Source organism: Acidithiobacillus ferriphilus (assembly GCF_018854775.1).
In the GTDB taxonomy this organism is placed as follows: Bacteria; Pseudomonadota; Gammaproteobacteria; order Acidithiobacillales; family Acidithiobacillaceae; genus Acidithiobacillus; species Acidithiobacillus ferriphilus.
This window is the reverse complement of sequence record NZ_JAAZTY010000113.1, coordinates 1-16,366: the sequence shown is the minus strand read 5'-3', so window position 1 is coordinate 16,366 and position 16,366 is coordinate 1. Positions and strand designations below refer to the sequence as shown.

Annotated in this window: 17 protein-coding genes; 12 read left to right on the top strand and 5 right to left on the bottom strand. The window is 61.3% G+C overall.

All coding sequences use genetic code 11. From position 1 onward, the window contains the following. The first annotated feature begins 133 nt into the window (after positions 1-133). The 8 genes from HF921_RS08475 to waaA all read left to right on the top strand — a co-directional run bounded on the left by HF921_RS08475 (position 134) and on the right by waaA (position 7,518). Positions 134-1,210 carry a glycosyltransferase family 4 protein gene (locus tag HF921_RS08475; RefSeq protein ID WP_215893664.1) on the top strand — a complete coding sequence of 359 codons (1,077 nt, stop codon included), beginning with the start codon at positions 134-136 and terminating at the stop codon, positions 1,208-1,210. 62 nt (positions 1,211-1,272) lie between these two features. Beyond that, a complete protein-coding gene (locus HF921_RS08470; RefSeq protein WP_064218203.1) occupies positions 1,273-1,452 on the top strand; it encodes a hypothetical protein in 180 nt (59 codons plus the stop codon). Positions 1,453-1,463: 11 nt separating this feature from the next. Next, entirely contained in the window at positions 1,464-2,570 is a 1,107-nt protein-coding gene (locus HF921_RS08465) for a glycosyltransferase family 9 protein (RefSeq protein ID WP_215849663.1), read from the top strand. 23 nt (positions 2,571-2,593) lie between these two features. Then, positions 2,594-3,778, top strand: coding sequence for an O-antigen ligase family protein (locus tag HF921_RS08460; RefSeq protein WP_226834405.1), 1,185 nt, complete (start codon positions 2,594-2,596; stop codon positions 3,776-3,778). After that, positions 3,778-4,548, top strand: coding sequence for a glycosyltransferase family 2 protein (locus HF921_RS08455; protein WP_215893662.1), 771 nt, complete (start codon positions 3,778-3,780; stop codon positions 4,546-4,548). Before HF921_RS08460 ends, HF921_RS08455 begins: the two co-directional genes overlap by 1 nt. Next, complete coding sequence (gene waaC, locus HF921_RS08450; RefSeq protein WP_215849666.1) at positions 4,545-5,591, top strand: lipopolysaccharide heptosyltransferase I; 1,047 nt, start codon at positions 4,545-4,547, stop codon at positions 5,589-5,591. Before HF921_RS08455 ends, waaC begins: the two co-directional genes overlap by 4 nt. After that, on the top strand, positions 5,588-6,268 hold the full coding sequence (locus tag HF921_RS08445) for a protein-tyrosine phosphatase family protein (RefSeq protein ID WP_215860742.1): 681 nt from the start codon (positions 5,588-5,590) through the stop codon (positions 6,266-6,268). The genes waaC and HF921_RS08445 overlap by 4 nt, the downstream gene beginning before the upstream one ends. After that, positions 6,265-7,518, top strand: coding sequence for a lipid IV(A) 3-deoxy-D-manno-octulosonic acid transferase (waaA, locus tag HF921_RS08440; RefSeq protein WP_215893661.1), 1,254 nt, complete (start codon positions 6,265-6,267; stop codon positions 7,516-7,518). The genes HF921_RS08445 and waaA overlap by 4 nt, the downstream gene beginning before the upstream one ends. A 5-nt stretch (positions 7,519-7,523) precedes the next feature. Here the strand turns inward: waaA and HF921_RS08435 are convergent, their stop codons facing one another. The 5 genes from HF921_RS08435 to HF921_RS08415 form a co-directional block, all read right to left on the bottom strand. Then, on the bottom strand, positions 7,524-8,432 hold the full coding sequence (locus HF921_RS08435) for a lysophospholipid acyltransferase family protein (protein ID WP_215893660.1): 909 nt from the start codon (positions 8,430-8,432) through the stop codon (positions 7,524-7,526). Between the two features lie 104 nt (positions 8,433-8,536). Continuing rightward, positions 8,537-9,691 (bottom strand): PatB family C-S lyase, encoded by a 1,155-nt coding sequence (locus HF921_RS08430; protein WP_215892518.1) that lies wholly within the window; start codon positions 9,689-9,691, stop codon positions 8,537-8,539. After that, positions 9,688-11,796, bottom strand: coding sequence for a 5-histidylcysteine sulfoxide synthase (ovoA, locus tag HF921_RS08425; RefSeq protein WP_215892517.1), 2,109 nt, complete (start codon positions 11,794-11,796; stop codon positions 9,688-9,690). The genes HF921_RS08430 and ovoA overlap by 4 nt, the downstream gene beginning before the upstream one ends. 153 nt (positions 11,797-11,949) lie before the next feature. Next, positions 11,950-12,411 carry a tRNA (uridine(34)/cytosine(34)/5-carboxymethylaminomethyluridine(34)-2'-O)-methyltransferase TrmL gene (gene trmL / locus HF921_RS08420; RefSeq protein ID WP_215892532.1) on the bottom strand — a complete coding sequence of 154 codons (462 nt, stop codon included), beginning with the start codon at positions 12,409-12,411 and terminating at the stop codon, positions 11,950-11,952. 25 nt (positions 12,412-12,436) lie between these two features. Further along, positions 12,437-13,150: a ComF family protein gene (locus HF921_RS08415; protein WP_215892516.1), complete on the bottom strand. Its 714-nt coding sequence runs from the start codon at positions 13,148-13,150 to the stop codon at positions 12,437-12,439. A 115-nt stretch (positions 13,151-13,265) separates the two neighbouring features. On the opposite strand from HF921_RS08415, the gene HF921_RS08410 reads away from it, so the two are divergent. The 4 genes from HF921_RS08410 to bioD all read left to right on the top strand — a co-directional run. After that, the gene (locus tag HF921_RS08410) at positions 13,266-14,435 is read left to right on the top strand and encodes an aminotransferase class I/II-fold pyridoxal phosphate-dependent enzyme (RefSeq protein ID WP_215893659.1); all 1,170 of its coding nucleotides are present in this window, start codon (positions 13,266-13,268) and stop codon (positions 14,433-14,435) included. After that, the gene (locus HF921_RS08405; RefSeq protein WP_064219749.1) at positions 14,432-15,193 is read left to right on the top strand and encodes an alpha/beta fold hydrolase; all 762 of its coding nucleotides are present in this window, start codon (positions 14,432-14,434) and stop codon (positions 15,191-15,193) included. The genes HF921_RS08410 and HF921_RS08405 overlap by 4 nt, the downstream gene beginning before the upstream one ends. After that, positions 15,190-16,068: a malonyl-ACP O-methyltransferase BioC gene (bioC, locus tag HF921_RS08400; RefSeq protein ID WP_215893658.1), complete on the top strand. Its 879-nt coding sequence runs from the start codon at positions 15,190-15,192 to the stop codon at positions 16,066-16,068. Before HF921_RS08405 ends, bioC begins: the two co-directional genes overlap by 4 nt. After that, on the top strand, positions 16,065-16,366 hold a 302-nt coding region (gene bioD, locus HF921_RS08395), incomplete at its 3' end, for an ATP-dependent dethiobiotin synthetase BioD (RefSeq protein WP_215893657.1). The genes bioC and bioD, both read left to right, overlap by 4 nt.

Sequence of the window (16,366 nt, the reverse complement as noted above, 5' to 3'; positions counted from 1 at the left end):
CCGCGGTGACGGTGCGGCGGGGCCGTGTCTTGCCGGGTACTGACCTTATGGATTTACCGCGGGTGATGGTCGGCGGGCATCATGCGCCCCATGTTTTCCCCCTGCAACTGCTGACCAGGCATGAGGACCGCCATTGATCGCCACTCCGCGTCTGCTCTGGGTGGGCACCAACCCCGGCGGTGGCGGTACGGAGACGCACATGATCACCCTGAGTCGCGCCTTGGCCGAGCAGGGGGCGGAGGTGCATTGTCTGGTGCATCCGCAAGGACGGATCGCGCAGGTGCTGGAGACTGCGCCGGTGACCCGGCATTTCGGGGTCTTCCGCAACAGCGCCGATCCCGGTGGCATCCGTGCCTTGCACCGGGCTATCCGGATAGTGCAGCCGGACTGGGTTATCGGCAGCTTCAGCAAGGAATACTGGCCACTGGCCCTGGTCAGCCGCAGTGCGGGACGGCCGCTGGCTTTGTTCCGGCACATGGATTTGCAATTGCGGCCCAGCACCCGCTGGTTGCTGTCGCGCTGGCCCCTGCGTCTGTTCGCTATCTCCAATTACCTGCGGGATCGTCTGATTCTGCAGGGGCTGTCTGCAAAGCGGGTGGAAGTGTTGGCGAATCCATTACATCTGAACGATTTTCAGCGCGATCTTGAGGCACGGCGGGAACAGCGCCGAACCTTGGGTCTGGCAGAGAACGATTTTGTTGTTGGTTTTGTCGGCGCCTGGCACCGCGGTAAAGGGGTGTTTATGCTCGCCGACGCCATCGACGCTGCACAGGCGGTGGACCCTCGGGTGCATGGCCTATGGCTGGGCGGCGGCGCTCACGAGGCGGATCTGCGCACGCGCCTGCGCGATAAACCCTGGCACCACCTACTGGGTTGGCAGGACCCGGTGACCCCCTGGTACAGCGTCATGGATACCCTTGCCTTGCCTTCCATCGAGCCGGATACCTTTGGCCGTGTCTGTCTGGAGGCGCAGGCCTGCGCGACACCGGTGCTGGGTGCGGCCATGGGGGGTATTCCCGAGAGCTTTGCGCCGGATCGGAGTGGTCTGCTATTGATGGCCGGGGCCGCAGTGGAGTGGCGGGACGCTATTCTGCGGCTGGTGGCGGATGTCCCCTTGCGTGCGCGTTTGGCGGCGGCAGGCCCGGATTACGCTCGGTGCTTTGATGCGGACGTCATCGCCCGCGATTTTCTGGCCACCCTGGCGCGATGACACGGAATGCTTCCACGTCTTATGATAGAGGCCGTTTATTCGCTGAGGCAGGGGGAAAGGTCATGCAGGTAGCCATGTTACGGCCCTTGTCTGTCAAAGAGTATCTGGATAGCGAAAAAGCCGTCGTCGAGGCATTCCATCGACATCCTGGAGGCTGGTGGTACGAGTTGCTGAATGACCCTGAAAGCGACTGTTTGCGCTTCCGATGTGTCGATCTGCCTTCGGCCCTTCAGACCGATTGAACGCAGCCCTGATGCCACGTCCTTTACCCGTAGAACCCCACCGCATACTTCTGATCAAGTCGCACAGTGCAGGTATCGGCGACATCCTGCGTAGCTCGGCGGCCTGGGCGGTGCTCAAAAAGCGCTGGCCGGATGCGGAGCTGCATCTGGTGTTTCTGACCCGCTGGCCGGGTTATCCGAGCGAGGCGCTGATTCGGGACCATCATCTGCTGGCCAGCGCCCATTTTTTGCCCATGCAAGAGGGGCGCTTTGCCGGTATGCGGGGCGTTGGTCCGCGTATATGGCGACGTTTGTTACCCGAGTTGCGGCGTATCGCGCAGGAGGTACAACCGGACCTGATCATCGATCACGAGCCCTTTGGCATCGAAACCAGTATCGCCGCCCGCTGGGTGCGGCGTTTCTGCGCGGCGCCCACAGTCGGGGTGAATCAGGTACTGGGGCGGGGGTGGCTTTATGATTATGCGGGGCCGGGTTTACAGGAGTACGCCCGGCGGCATGAATTGTCCTGGCCCATGGACTATACGGAGCGGGACTTCGCGGCGTTAGCGGCTTTGGGGCTGGAGCGGGATGGCCAGCGGATCGTGTTGCAGGAGACGGAGGCGGGACGTGCGTTCCGTGAGGCGTTGTCGGCACGGTTGCCTGTGGGCAGGCCGGTTATCGGTCTGAATATCGGTTGTGGTACGCGGGATGCGGAACGAAAACGTCCTGCCATCAGGTTTCTAGTGGAAGCGATGGGGCAGGTCGCGGCCGCTTCTCCCCATATCCTCCTACTGACCGGCGCTCCCAACGAGCGCAGCGTCAATCAGAGCTATTTAGGGCAATATGCCGCGCGCTGGGGTGATGTCGGGCATATCCTGGATATTGCTGGCCAGACCACACCCAGCGGCCTGACGGGAGCGCTTGCGATTTGTGATATCTTCGTGTCCAGTGACTCCGGGCCGTACCACATGGCCGTCGCCATGGGTCTACCCACGCTGGCGCTGTTTAATTTTCCAAGTCCGGAACATTACCATCGTGAAGCATCCGTCGTCGTGACCGGGAATGGTAGCGGCGATAGTGATGCGATGGTGTCCAGCATTTTACGATTGCTTGATAAAAATAAGGTTTTTATGTCATGAAGTGGCGAGTCCCGGATGGACTAATGTTTACAGCGTATGCCTTGCCATTATTCAGCTTCCCGCTGAGTACGGCAGGTGCTGGTGTCTCAGTAGGGCTTTTGCTGGTGCTTTATGCCGTAAGCGGCCATTGGCGGGAATGGCGTCAGGTCTTCGCGCGGCCCTGGGCGATACCGCTTGCGCTGCTCATCGGTTGGACGCTCCTCGGTCTGCTATGGACCACAGATATGTTCTTCGGACTGAAGGTCGCGGAAGCCACCAGTTACGGTATTTTGGCATTTATAGGCGCCACATTGCCCTGGAAGACGCGTTGGATAAAATTATTGATCAGGCTATTCCTTTCGGGTTTGTTGATCAACGAATTTCTGGCAGTCATGATGACCTGGGGAGTTTTTCCATGGAAGAATACCAGCGGTATAAACTATACGGGTTTTTGTGGCCATATTTTCCTTTCTTTGGCAATCGCCCACGCGCTTCTGTGGCTGACTTGGGACTTCAGGCAGCAATGGAACCTTCCCCGTTGGGCTAATTTGTTTGCCGGTTTACTACTGTTTGCACAACTGCTTGTTATCCATGGGCGTTCTGGACAATTACTACTGGTGATGTTGCTTCCTATAGCGATTTTCATGCTCTATCCCGGACGCTGGCGTTACTGGATAACTATGGTGTTTGCCTTGGCTGTATTTGGCTTGTTTACAATGCCGACAATTCGTTCCTATTTTATGCGTGGATTTCATGAATTGTTGATTTTTAATTTGAATCAGGCAGCTATTTATTCAAGTTGGGGTATTCGTCTCCTGGCAATGATCGGCGGTGTGATGATGTTCCTTACCCATCCATTTTTTGGGGTTGGGACAGGTGATTTTTATCCCGTCATACTAAAAATGCAGGCGGCGCACCAGATTCCTGCGACTCCCGGCTTTATCATGAATACCGCGGCTAACAGCTATATCAGTGAAGCGGCATCTTTGGGGATTGTCGGTCTTGGGCTTTTCCTCTGGTTTCTCTGGTCCCTGGGGCGTGAAATGTGGAGGTCGCGAGATCTTCCGCAGAACTGGTTCGCGCTTACTTACTTCTCCATTTATCTCATTGGTGGGCTTTTCGATGGTTTGAGTTGGGGATACGCTGATGCCATTACTATCGCTCTGATGGCTGGCTTACCCTTACACCAAAGGTCTGTGATTGAGCCTGCAGAGCTGAGCGCCCCATAATGGGTGCCTGTCTGTCGGTGGTTTATATTACCAAAAATGCCGGGCAGCACTTCGGTCGGTCACTAGCAAGCGTGGCCCATATCACCGATGAGTTGCTGGTGGTAGATAGCGGTTCTCAGGATAATACGTTAATGGTAGCGCGAAGCGCGGGTGCTCGTATCATCGAACGCTCCTGGCCCGGCTTTGCTGCGCAGCGACAGTTTGCCGTGGCGGCGGCGGAAAATCCGTGGGTTCTCATGATGGATGCCGACGAAATACTAACCGAGACGGCAGCGAAAACTATCCGAAATACTTTCTTGATCGGGGAACCTGCGGGTGTGGCCGGTTATCTTCTTGAGCGCAGAAGCTTTTTCCACGGTAAAGAAATTTGTTATGGCGATTGGTCGCATGACCGGGTATTGCGTTTGTTTGACCGCCGATGTGGTGCTTATGGGGAGAATCTGGTGCATGAGGCGTGGGAGACTCATGGAACTGTCAAGCCAATTCCAGGTTGTGCATTGCACCATTACTCCTACGCTAATTATGGCGAGTTACTTGATAAAATGCGCCGTTACGCCACCCTCAACGCGCAGCAGGTCCACCAGCGCGGCAAAGTACTGCGCGGTTACATGCCCATGACCCACGCACTGGCCGCTTTTTGGCGCGGCTATTTCTGGCGCTTGGGATTTTTGGATGGTGTGGAGGGTGCTGCCATCGCCTGGACCACGGCGCTGGGAGCGTTCATGAAATACGCCATTGCGCTGGAACTCAGAGACTGCGACCGGCAATGAAAATTTTGCTTGTGCGCCTGAGTTCCATGGGCGATGTGCTGCATACCCTGCCGGCGCTGACGGATTTGCAGCGGGCCCGGCCGGATCTGCGCTTGCATTGGTTGATTGAACCTGCATTCGCGCCCATCGTACTGCTGCATTCCGGGGTTGCGCGGGTGATTCCCTTCGCACTGCGCAAACATAAAAAACAGTGGCGCGGGCTGCTGGGTGCGCTACGAGATTTGCGGCGAGATTTACGGGCGGAGGGGTATGATCAGATTCTTGACACCCAGGGGCTTTATAAAAGTGCGTTGCTGGGCCGTCTGGGCGGTGCGCCCCTGTGGGGTCTGGATGCCGCCAGCGCTCGCGAACCGGGCGCCGCCCGGCTTTATCATCGCCGGTTCCGCGTGGCCTGGGGACAGCCCGCCATCAACCGGAATCGCCAACTGTTCGCGCAGGCTTTAAATTACCCGCTGCCGGAAACGCCGCCAGATTATGGTTTGCAGGTGGCCGCCGCGCGTCTGCGTCAAGACACACTGCCTTGGGGTGAACTGGTGCAGCAGCCCTTTGTGCTGGGTTTTCACGGGACCTCGCGGGAGAACAAGGAATGGCAGGAAGACTATTGGCGGGCACTGGCGGCCTCGTTGCGACAGGCGGGATTGCGTTTGTTGCTGCCCGCAGGCAATGCGCGCGAGGCGGCGCGAGCCCGGCGCATCGCGGAACAGGCGGACAATGTGCTGGCGCTGCCCACCCTCACCTTGCTGGAGCTTGCCGCTTTGATCGTGCGGGCTGATGCCTATGTCGGTATGGATACGGGGCTTTCTTATCTGGCCAGCGCCCTGGGGCTGGCGGGGGTTACTTTGTACGGACCGACGACCAGTGAGCAGGTTCCCATGACGGAGAACCATCAGGTCAGTCTGCAAAGTCGCGAGCCTTGCTCGCCTTGCGGTAAATCCCGATGCCCGTTGCCGGAAGCGAAAAATGGCCTGATACTCTGCCAGCAGGCCTTGCTCCCGGAGCAGGTCTGGACGGCATTGTCCCCTTTGCTGGAGCAGCAACGATGAAACACCCCCTGGTGCTCCTGCCGGATGAGCGCCGCCGCTACCGGCGGCACCAGTTCTGGACGGATCACGGTATTTTCCGCGAGCTGTTTTATGCGAACTTTCACGAGATTGCGCCAGGGGTGTTCCGCTCGGCCCAGCCGTCACCGGTCCAGTTACGGCACTGGCAGCAAAAGCATGATCTTCGCACGGTATTGAACCTGCGTGCTCCGGCACCCCACGAACCCCATTACCGTCTGGAGCAGGAGACCTGTGACGCCCTGGGCATGACGCACCTGACCCTGCACGGCTTTGGCTCCCGGGACCTGCCGGAACGCGACAAGTTGCTGGCGGGCATCGAGGTGCTGGATCAATTACCCAAACCTTTTTTGCTGCACTGCAAATCCGGCGCGGATCGGGCTGGTTTCATCAGTGTGCTGTATCACCATCTGGTGCTGGGGACACCCCTCAGCAAAGCGCAGCGGCAACTGCGTTTGTGGCCCTTCGGTCATATCCGGCATGCCAATACCGGCATTCTCGACTGGTTTTTCATCAGTTACCACGATGCTGCCGCCCGCCAGCCCGGCTTGACCCTGCGTGACTGGATCAAGGACGGGTATGATCGCGAGCTCGTCCTGAAAAACTTCCGGCCCTGGTATCGTCTGGATTGGCTGACCGACCGTATTTTGCACCGCGAATGATGAGTCGCCGCCTCTACGCCTTTCTGCTTTGGCTGCTCAGCCCTGTCGTTCTGGGCTTTACCCTCTGGCGGGCCTGGCGACGACCTGCCTACCGGGAGCGCTGGTGGGAGCGTTTCGGCTGGGGGCCGCGCCGTTCGGATCGGCCCATCTGGATTCATGCGGTGAGTGTGGGGGAGACCATTGCGGCGATTCCCCTGGTGCGGGCTTTGCAGGCACGTTATCCGGAGGTGCCCATTCTGATGACCAGCACAACGCCGACGGGAGCTGCTGTAGTCAGTCAGCGTTTGGGTACGGAAGTGCTGCAGTATTACCTGCCTTATGACCTGTCCGGGGCGGTCACGCGCTTTTTGCGCCGCCAGCGACCGCGTCTGGGAATCATCATGGAAACGGAGATCTGGCCCAATCTCTGTCATGCGGCCAGCCGCGAGGGCGTGCCCCTGATGCTGGCCAATGCCCGGCTCTCGCAGCGCTCGCTTCGGGGTTACGCCCGTTTCCGGACGCTCTTTGCCCCCGCATTGGCCAGTATGAGCGCTGTTGCGGCCCAGAGTTCGGAGGATGCGGCGGCTTTTCGCCGCTTGGGGGCAGAGCATGTGGTGGTGACCGGTAATATCAAATATGACCTGCCGGAACCCGTCGCCGCGCGGGAGCAGGGGCGCCAGTGGCGGCAGCGTTTCGCTGGGCGGCCGGTCTGGGTATTCGCTTCTACGCATGCCGGTGAGGAGCAGATGGCGCTGGCGGTGCTGGAAGACTTGCAGCGCCAATGGCCGGATCTGCTGCTGGTGCTGATTCCCCGCCATCCCTCGCGGCGACTGGAGGTGATGGCACGGATGCAGGCAAAGGGGGTGTCCTTTGCCTTGCGCTCGCGTGCTGAGGACGTGGGGGGGCGCGCGGTTTTTCTGATAGATACACTGGGTGAGGTGATGGACTTCTACGCGGCGGCAGATGTGGTGACCATCGGTGGCAGTTTTGTGCCGGCGGGGGGGCATAATCCCTTGGAAGCTGCAGCACTGGCCCGCCCGGTTACCTTCGGCCCGTATATGAATAATTTTAAGGGCATCACCCAGGATTTGCTGGCGGCCAACGCTGCGGTTCAGGTTCTGGATGTCGAGGCCCTGGTAGCGCAGTTGGGGGCGTGGTTGACTACCCGGGAGCCAGCGACAGAGATGGGCGATCGGGCCTTGGCGTTTCTGCGGCAGCAGCGTGGCGCGCTGGGGCGTACTTTTGCCCTGCTAGATCGTATCGTTCCGTAAGCATTTTAATAGGGGTAGTCCCAGCCTTCCGGCTGATCCTTGAAACGACGATGAACCCACCAGTATTGTTCAGGGGCTTTGCGGATGGCGGTCTCCAGTGCGACATTCATCGCCGTGGCATCCGCCTCCGCATCGCCGCTCGGGAAAGATTCAGGCATGGGCACAATCTCGATGCGAAAACCCTCACCGTCCGGTAGCCGATAGGCAAAGAGTCCGAACACCGGGCTTCCGCGCCGCGCCGCCAGCCGGCCCAGCAAAGGTGTCGTGCAGGCAGGACGGCCAAAGAACGGGGCATAATCCCCTTCGCGCGGATCGACGTTCTGATCCGGAAGTATGCCGATCACTTTTCCTTGCTGCAGCGCCTGGAGCAGGGGGCGGATACCCCCCTCCTTGGGGACCAGCTGCGCACCACTGCGCCCGCGGCCAGCCATAATGCGTGCGTTGACGGCCGGATTGCGGGTTTCCATGTAGAGTACGGTTACCGGCCAGCGTTGTCCGATGTAGAGCACCGCGGCTTCCCAGGCCCCGAGGTGCGCGGTGAAGAGAATAACCCCACGTCCTTTGGCTAACGCGGCGTCCACCAGATCGTCTCCACGCACTTCGCGGATCAGGCCGAGGGCGCGGGGCAAGGGCCAGTACCACAGCGGTCCCAACTCCAGGGCCGCCTGGCCCAGTGCCCGGAAATGCGCGCGCCGCAGGGTATGCCGCTGGGTTAGACCCATCCTGGGGAAAGCTATGGTGAGGTTGGCGTCCACAACATTGCGCGCCCGTGTCATTCCGAGCCGCACCAAATCACCGAGCATTGCGCCCAGAATCGCCCGCCAACGCCCCGGCAAGTAGCCTGCCCCGCGCAGAATGCCCGCTGCCAGCGAGGCCACTGCCTTTTGTCGCAGATTTCCCGGTACCTCGGCCACTATCCCCTAGTCTCCTCCACTTTGTGGCAAATATTGTAGGGTAGGGCGGAGCGTTTGGGTACTCCCATTGTTCGCATGCTATTGCCCGCGAAGAGGCTCCCGGACTACTGCAGCGCCCGCCGCAGGCGGTCCAGGCCTTCCTCCAGCACGCTCCGCGGTGCAGCGAAATTCAGTCGCACAAAACCCTCGCCGCCCGGTCCGAAACTGGGGCCGGGATTGAGGCCGAGACCTGCCTGCAGCAGACGCCGCGCCAGCACCGTGTCTTCACCGTAAGGATGCACATCCAGCCAGGCCAGATAGCCGAACTCCGGAGGGTGGTAGCCGACTTCGGGTAATTTTTCGGCCAGAAAATCGGCGATGAGGCGGGCATTATTGCTCAGATACTGGCGCAATGCGGCCTGCCACTCCGCACCGTGTCGCCAGGCGCTGGTCATGGCGGTCAGGGCGAAGAGGTTGGTGTGCTGAATCTGGCTGCGCTGGACTTCATTCAGAAAGGCGCGACGCAGCCCAGTATCGGGGATGATGCTGACCCCGCCACCCAGTCCCGCCAGATTGAAGCTTTTGCCGGCAGAGGTCAGGAGGATCGAGCGCGGGAAGCGGCTGGGGAAAGGGCAGTGCGGATGCTGGCTGAGGTCGGCATGGATTTCATCGCTGACGATCACGCAGCCCGCTTCGGCGCAGAGAGTACCCAATCGTTGCAGCTCTTCCGGTGTCCAGACCCGCCCCACCGGATTGTGGGGCGAGCAGAGGAGCAGCAGTTTCGCCTGCCGGACGGCGATTTCCAGGGCATCCCAATTCATGCGGTAGTGGCCGGTGTCATCCGCGATCAGCGGGGCCAGCAGCAATTCCCGCCCGTTGTCCTCCACTGCGGTCATGAACGGCGGATAAATGGGAGGCATGACGATGATCTTCTCGCCCGGTCGGGTGAAGGCGCGCACGGCTGCGTAAAGGGCAGGAACGACACCGCTGATACAGGCGAGCGCGTCGCTTTCCGGCCGCCAGTTATGGCGCCTGGCCAGCCAGTCGGCGGCGGCCTGCAACATGCTTCCTTCGTTGCCCGGATAACCGAAAACGGGGTGATTCAGGCGTTCCTGCAAATCGGCCATGACCGTGTCGGGTGCGGCGAAATCCATATCTGCCACCCACATGGGCAGCACTTCAGCGCCAAAACGTTCTGCCGCACCATCCCATTTGAGGCATCCGGTTCCGCGTCGTGGCATGATCAGGTCGAAGTCGACGCTGTTCTGTGCCGCGCTCACAAGCGCTCCCAGATGGTCACCTGCGCGATACTATGCTGATATTTGCGCGCCGTTTCGCGGATGACAAAGGACAGATCCTGCGGGCTGTCATCGCGCAGACGGAATGCTCCGGACAAAATTTCACGCAGGGCGTCGAAGGTGCTCAGATTCTCCCCATCTCGTTTGAAACCGCCGAGCCATTCCGTCCGTGCGGTATGTTCTTCCAGCCAGGTATAGGGTGAAGTGATGACCAGTAAACCGCCGGGAAGGATGCGGTCGGCAATGTCCTCCAGAAATTTGCGGGGATGGTGCAGGCGGTCGATGAGGTTGGCTGCCACCACCAGATCATAATCCCGATACAAAGGCTTCAGATTGCAGGCGTCGGCCTGGAAGAAGTGGACTCGGTCCGCCGTTCCGGTCAGGCCCAGGGCGGCGAGGTCCGCCGTTTGATAGCTTTGCAGTTCACCCTCTTCGGTCAGCGTGTAGGAGAAGTGCCCACGCTCGCGCAGTTGCACGCCGACGCTGATGAAGCGTGCCGAGAAGTCGAGGCCGGTGACCTCGGGGCAGTGCCTTGCCAGTTCAAAACTACCGCGGCCAACGGCACAACCGATGTCCAGGGCGCGCCGCAAGGGTTTGCCCGTCATGGCCTCCACAGCGATGCGCGCGACCTCCACCGCAAAATTGGGCACCCCATAGTATTCGCGCCCATAATGAAATTCCGCATACTGGGAGACCAGGGCGTCACTCTCATAGACCGGTACCTCAGGCAGCGCATTGGGCGAGGCCACATAACGGAATCCCGCGTGCTGGAAGAAATGGCGGCGGAAGGCGTAGCGGGCCTCCTGCTGCGTTTCGTTGCCGAGACTGATGAATGAGCCGCCCTTGATGAGATTGTGCTGTTGGTCGAAGGTGGGTACCGTGAAGTCATCATAAAGCGGATGTACCTCGAAACCGGGAAAGGGATAGATGGGCGTCGCGGTCCATTGCCAGACGTTGCCGACCACATCGTAGAAATCCCCCTGTTTGAATTGATCCACGGGGCAGGGCGAGCAGCCTGCGGCGAGTCCAATATTGCCAGGCACCGCGTCGTCCCAGGCATCACTGTCCGCCAACACGCAGAGATCACGCAAACGCCGCCATTCATCCTCGCTGGGCAGGCGCAGGTTCTGACCGGTCCGGGCCGATTTCCAGCGGCAGAAGGCGTCGGCTTCCAGCGCATTCACCTCCACCGGCCAGTTCCACGGCAAGGGGCGCTCCTCCGCGATCAGGCGCAGCCGCCAGGTGCCCTGATCCGGGACCCAGAAAGTCGGGTGCCGGGCCTGGCTGAAGCGGCGCCAGCGATCTCCCTCCGCGGTCCACCAGCGACTCTCGCTGTAGCCATCCTGCTCCACGAAGGCCAGGAACTCCTGATTGCTCACCAAAAAGCGGGAGGCATGAAAGGGCTGCAACGCCGCTTGATGAAGGCCGTATTCATTATCCCAGCCATAACGAGGATCCGCGCGTTCTTTGCCCAGACGGACGGCGCCGCCGACCACGGCCTGCAGGATATTATCCGGAGCCGCCCCTGCGGGGGTCCAGGGACGGAAGGCTTCCACCGGCCGGACGCGGGACAGGGGCAATTGCCGCATGAGCACCGAACTGGTCTCCAGATGGATGTTTTCATGCTCGATTCCCATGAGGATCACCCACCACGGTGAATCCCAGGTGATGGGCAGGGACAGGGGCATCTCGCGGATCAGACCGTCCACCAGTTCCCGCACCCGCTGCCGGTACTGACGGACGTCGTCGACGGAGGGCCAGTCGTAGTGGGTTTCGTCCAGGTCGTCCCAGGACATTTCATCGACGCCGACCGCAAAAACGGATTCCAAACGCGGGTCGAGACGCCGTCCGATCAGCCCGGCTACCTGGAGTTTGTTTACATAGAAGGTGGCGCTATGACCGAAATAAAAAATCAGGGGATGCCGCAGGGGAATGGCCTTCTCATACCACGCCGCCGGTTCTGCCAGGTGATCAAAAAGCTGTTCATACAGCGAAAAGGTCTCGTGAAAGATCCTGCGGATCTCTTCTCGCTTCTGCTCAGCATGCTCGCCGTCGAGACGGAGCGCAGCGATACGTGTACGCGCCATGGATTCCCCTTCTGTACGTCCTTGGTGTTTTGGTGAGTCAGTTTAACACAAGATACCGTCCGGTCGGATGCGTGGGAAGGAATGATCCCAACCGCAGGCGGCGGTTCAGGCAATACCTCGACAGTAAAACACCTGCGGCAGTTATCACCTGATTTACACGCCGCCAGTGTAATCCATTTGCCGCCAAGCCTCGAAGACCGCGACAGCACAGGCGTTGGACAGATTCAGGCTGCGTTGGCCGGGGCGCATGGGCTGGCGCAGTACCTGCGTGGCGGGCAGGCTGTCCAGAAGGCTGGCAGGCAAGCCGCGGGTCTCTGGGCCGAAAAGCAGCGCATCGCCGGGCTGGTACGCGACGTCGTGATAAAGCTGCGTTCCCTTGGTGCTGAATGCAAAGACGCGCGCATTGTCTAAAAATGCCCGGCAGGCCGCCCAGTCCGCATGGCGATGCACCTGCGCGAACTCGTGATAATCCAGCCCGGCGCGGCGCAGGCGGCGGTCGTCCCAGGCAAAACCCAAGGGTTCCACAAGGTGCAGGGTGGCTCCGGTGTTGGCGCAAAGGCGAATGACATTGCCGGTGTTGGGAGGGATTTCCGGCTCATACAGGATGACGTGCAAAAATGGCTCAGGCGTCAACGGACTCTCAGAGGGCACGGGCGAGTACCCAGATGTCAACGCGCTGTACGCCGGCATCCCGCAGGGTGCTGGCAATCTGCGCGGCAGTGGTTCCAGTCGTGAGCACGTCATCGACGATGGCGACGTGATCCGGAACGCGCCCGCGCAAGGCGAAGGCCGCTTCCAGATTGTCCCGTCGGGCGGTTGCGCTCAGTCCGAGTTGGTGGCCGGTATTGCGGCGACGTTGCAGCACTCCGGGGATGACCGGGATTCTCCAGCGTTTGCCCCAGTGACGGGCGAGCAGCATGGATTGGTTGTAACCGCGTTCGCGCAGGCGCTGGCGATGCAGAGGCACGGGCAGCAGCGCGTCCGGGCGGGACGGCGGATGCCCGCCCCAGGCACTGGCCCAGGCATCGGCCAGTGGCCTGGTCCAGTCCAGACGCTGCTGAAACTTCCACGCGATGATGGCGGTATTCAGGGGTTCGGCATAGATAAACGGGGTATGGACATGGTCATAGGCGGGGGCTTCCACCGAGCAGACCGGGCAATCCCCGTTGTCTGACAAAGGTAGCGCGCAATAACTGCAACGCTCGGTGGGCAGTCGCGGCCAGTCGCCGAAACAACCGGCACAGAGCGGGACACCGGGCGCGGCACAGGCGCGACAGCATTCCGGAAATAGCCAGTGGCTGAAGTGCCCCACTGCGTCGGGTAGCCGATACAGGTGTGGAAGGATCCGTTGCAAGAAGTTCCTTTGCTTAAGTTAAAGCCGTTTGGCAACGCCAGTCGTTGCCACCGGATCTGATTCTCTCGCCCCCGCCCTCCATTGACAAGGCACAGGCCCCTCCCTATAAGAAGCTATGCATACGGAACGGGAAGAACGATGGCGTGTGGAATTGTCCGCCTTGCGTGCGCAGGACCTCTGGCGGGAGTCGCAGGTCCTGCAACCTACGCCGGGGCGTGGGCCGCCCACTTTTATGGGGGCGCGGGGCGAACCGCTCTTGTCCTTTGCCAGTAATGATTACCTGGGCCTGAGTGCAGAACCGGCCTTGCGTGACGCCGCCATCGCCGAAATCCAGCAGAGCGGGGTAGGGGCTGGTGCGGCACCGCTGCTCGGTGGCGAGCGGCCCGCCCATGCGGCGCTGGCAGACGCCCTGGCCAGCTGGCTGGGGGTGGAGGCGGTGCTGCTCTTCGGTAGCGGTTATCTGGCCAATCTGGGGGTCATCTCCGCGCTGGTCGGACGCGGTGATCGCGTCTATGCCGACCGTCTCAATCACGCCTCGCTGGTGGATGGGGTGCGCCTCTCAGGCGCGCGCCTGCATCGCTACCGGCATGGCGACATGACGCATCTGGCGCAATGGCTGGAACGCGGCGGCCGGGGACAGGCCTGGATCATCACTGACGGGGTGTTCAGCATGGATGGCGATATCGTCCCGCTCCCTGAACTCGCCACCCTGGCGCGGCAATATGGTGCAGGGATCATCCTCGACGAAGCCCATGCCTTTGGGGTGCTGGGGTTGGAGGGAAAAGGTACGGTGGCGCACTGGAACATGAAGCTCCATGAGGTAGACGTCATCATGGGCACTCTGGGTAAGGCCTTCAGTGTTTATGGTGCCTTCGTGGCCGGCAGTCAGGACTTGGTGGATCTCCTGCGCAATCGCGCCCGCAGCTTCATCTATCATACCGCCCTGCCTTCGGCCTTGGCGGTTGCCGCCTTCGCCGCGCTGGATCTTCTCCGGTATGGCGATGCCCGGCGCGAGCGCCTGACGCAGCACCGGCAGCATCTGCGTGCGCAAGTGCCCGACGCCCCCTGGCTGGCCAGCGAGACCCCTATTCAGGGCCTCTTGCTGGGCGATGCGCGGCGGGCGCTGGCTGTCAGTGCTCAATTGCGCACCGCCGGCCTCTACTGCCCGGCGGTGCGGCCACCGACGGTGCCTGCCGATAGCGCGCGCCTGCGTATCACCCTCAGCGCGGCGCACAGCCACGATGATATCGAGCTTCTGGCTGCCGCGCTCCGGGGCATCTTATGAGCTGGGCGCGTCAGGTCAGTGGTCAGGGGCGCCCGCTGGTGTTGCTCCACGGCTGGGGGATGGAAAGTCGGGTCTTCGCTTCCTGGCGGCCCTTCCTGGATGCGCATTTCACCTGTATCAGCTACGATCTGCCCGGTCACGGGCAGACACCCTGTGCGCCCTCCGGCCTGGCTTGGTCAGTCAGTCTGGAAGGTCTCCGCCAGATGCTTGTCCAGGAGGCCCCCAAGCCCCTGTTGCTCGGTTGGTCCCTCGGGGGTTTATTGGCCTTGGGCATCGCTTTGCAGCACCCTGAATTGCTGGATGGACTGGTGCTGGTATCCAGCTCCCCCGCCTTTTGCCAGCGCCCCGACTGGTTCCCGGCCATCCCTGCCGCGACTCTGGAGGATTTCGCTCAACGCCTGCGCGAAGACCCGCAGGGTACCCGGCGGCGTTTCCTTGCCCTGCAGGTGTTGAACGATCCACAGGGACGCCGCGCTCTGGAAGGCCTGAGTGCCTGGCCTATGCCGGATCAGCGCTGCCTTGCCGATGGACTGGGGCTGCTGCGGGAGGTGGACTTGCGCGCGCAACTGACGGCGCTGCCCATGCCGGTGCAACTTCTGCACGGGCGACAGGACCGTATTGTGCCCATCGGTGCCGCCGACTATCTCCACACGCGGTTGTCTGGTAGTCGGATCACCCGGTTAGAGCAGGCAGGCCACGCCCCTTTTCTGGCGCAGCCGCAAGCCTGTACCCAGGCGTTGCTGGAGACCTGGGGATGAGTTCCGAAAACCCTGCCTTCCACATGGAAAAACGTGCCGTGCGGCGGGCCTTTGAGCAGGCCGCAGCGGCGTATGAAGCCAGCGCCGTCTTGCAGGATCGGGTCGGCGCACAGCTCATTGAACGGCTGGACCTCGTCAAACTGGAACCGCAGTGGATACTCGATGTGGGCAGTGGTACCGGTCTGCAAAGCCGTCGTCTCAATCGCCGCTATCCCAAGGCGCGGCTGCTCGCCCTGGATCTGGCGTCGAATATGTTACGGCAGGCCCGGCGTCGCAAAGGCTGGCGGCAGCGTCAACATTTTTGCCAGGGTGATGCGGAAAGCCTGCCGCTGGCGACGGCCACCATCGACCTGCTCTACGCCAATATGTCCATTCAGTGGTGCAATGATCTGGATCAAGTGCTGCGCGAGTTTGCCCGGGTGTTGCGCCCTGGGGGGCTGCTGATGTTCAGCACCCTCGGTCCCGACACGCTGAAAGAACTGCGTCAGGCCTTCGCGGCGGTGGATGAACGTCCCCACGTCAGTCATTTTATCGATATGCATGATATCGGTGATGCCCTGGTGCGTCAGGGCTACGAAATGCCGGTGCTGGATGTGGAATGCTATCAGCTCACCTATGCGACGGTGGATGATCTCCTCCGCGACCTGCGTAACATCGGTGCCACCAATGCCGCAGCAGGGCGCACCCGCGGCCTGCTCACCCCGCGCCGTCTGCAGGTGCTGCGCCAAGCCTATGAGCGTCTGCGCGCCGATGGTCGGCTGCCGGCCACCTATGAAGTCGTCTATGGGCATGCCTGGAGCAGCGGCCCGCTTGCCTTTTCGCGCGCAGACGGCAGTGTCGCCATCCCCTTGACCCAACTGCGCCGCCGCCCGTGACGCGGGCACAGCGATCGCAAGGTCAACAAGCGCGCCCTGCGCGCGGAATTTTCATTACCGGCACCGACACGGGCGTCGGCAAAACTGCCGTCACGGCGGCATTGGCCCGCCTCTGCGCCAGTCACGGCATGCGAGTTGCGGCCCTCAAACCCGTTGTCTCGGGGGCCGAGACCGACGGTACCTGGGAGGACGTGGAAATTTTGCGCGCCGCCAGCCAGCCCCCGCGCAGCATTGCCGAAACCAATCTTTACGCCTTCGACCCGCCGCTGGCCCCCCACTGGGCGGCGCAGCAGGCGGG

What these genes read in the sequence shown, in the direction of transcription:
- waaA (WP_215893661.1), top strand. Translation starts at nt 6,265, where the DNA reads ATGATGAGTCGCCGCCTCTACGCCTTTCTGCTTTGGCTGCTCAGCCCT.
- HF921_RS08460 (WP_226834405.1), top strand. Translation starts at nt 2,594, where the DNA reads ATGTTTACAGCGTATGCCTTGCCATTATTCAGCTTCCCGCTGAGTACG.
- HF921_RS08405 (WP_064219749.1), top strand. Translation starts at nt 14,432, where the DNA reads ATGAGCTGGGCGCGTCAGGTCAGTGGTCAGGGGCGCCCGCTGGTGTTG.
- HF921_RS08455 (WP_215893662.1), top strand. Translation starts at nt 3,778, where the DNA reads ATGGGTGCCTGTCTGTCGGTGGTTTATATTACCAAAAATGCCGGGCAG.
- bioC (WP_215893658.1), top strand. Translation starts at nt 15,190, where the DNA reads ATGAGTTCCGAAAACCCTGCCTTCCACATGGAAAAACGTGCCGTGCGG.
- HF921_RS08470 (WP_064218203.1), top strand. Translation starts at nt 1,273, where the DNA reads ATGCAGGTAGCCATGTTACGGCCCTTGTCTGTCAAAGAGTATCTGGAT.
- HF921_RS08445 (WP_215860742.1), top strand. Translation starts at nt 5,588, where the DNA reads ATGAAACACCCCCTGGTGCTCCTGCCGGATGAGCGCCGCCGCTACCGG.
- ovoA (WP_215892517.1), bottom strand. Translation starts at nt 11,796, where the DNA reads ATGGCGCGTACACGTATCGCTGCGCTCCGTCTCGACGGCGAGCATGCT.
- waaC (WP_215849666.1), top strand. Translation starts at nt 4,545, where the DNA reads ATGAAAATTTTGCTTGTGCGCCTGAGTTCCATGGGCGATGTGCTGCAT.
- HF921_RS08410 (WP_215893659.1), top strand. Translation starts at nt 13,266, where the DNA reads ATGCATACGGAACGGGAAGAACGATGGCGTGTGGAATTGTCCGCCTTG.
- HF921_RS08465 (WP_215849663.1), top strand. Translation starts at nt 1,464, where the DNA reads ATGCCACGTCCTTTACCCGTAGAACCCCACCGCATACTTCTGATCAAG.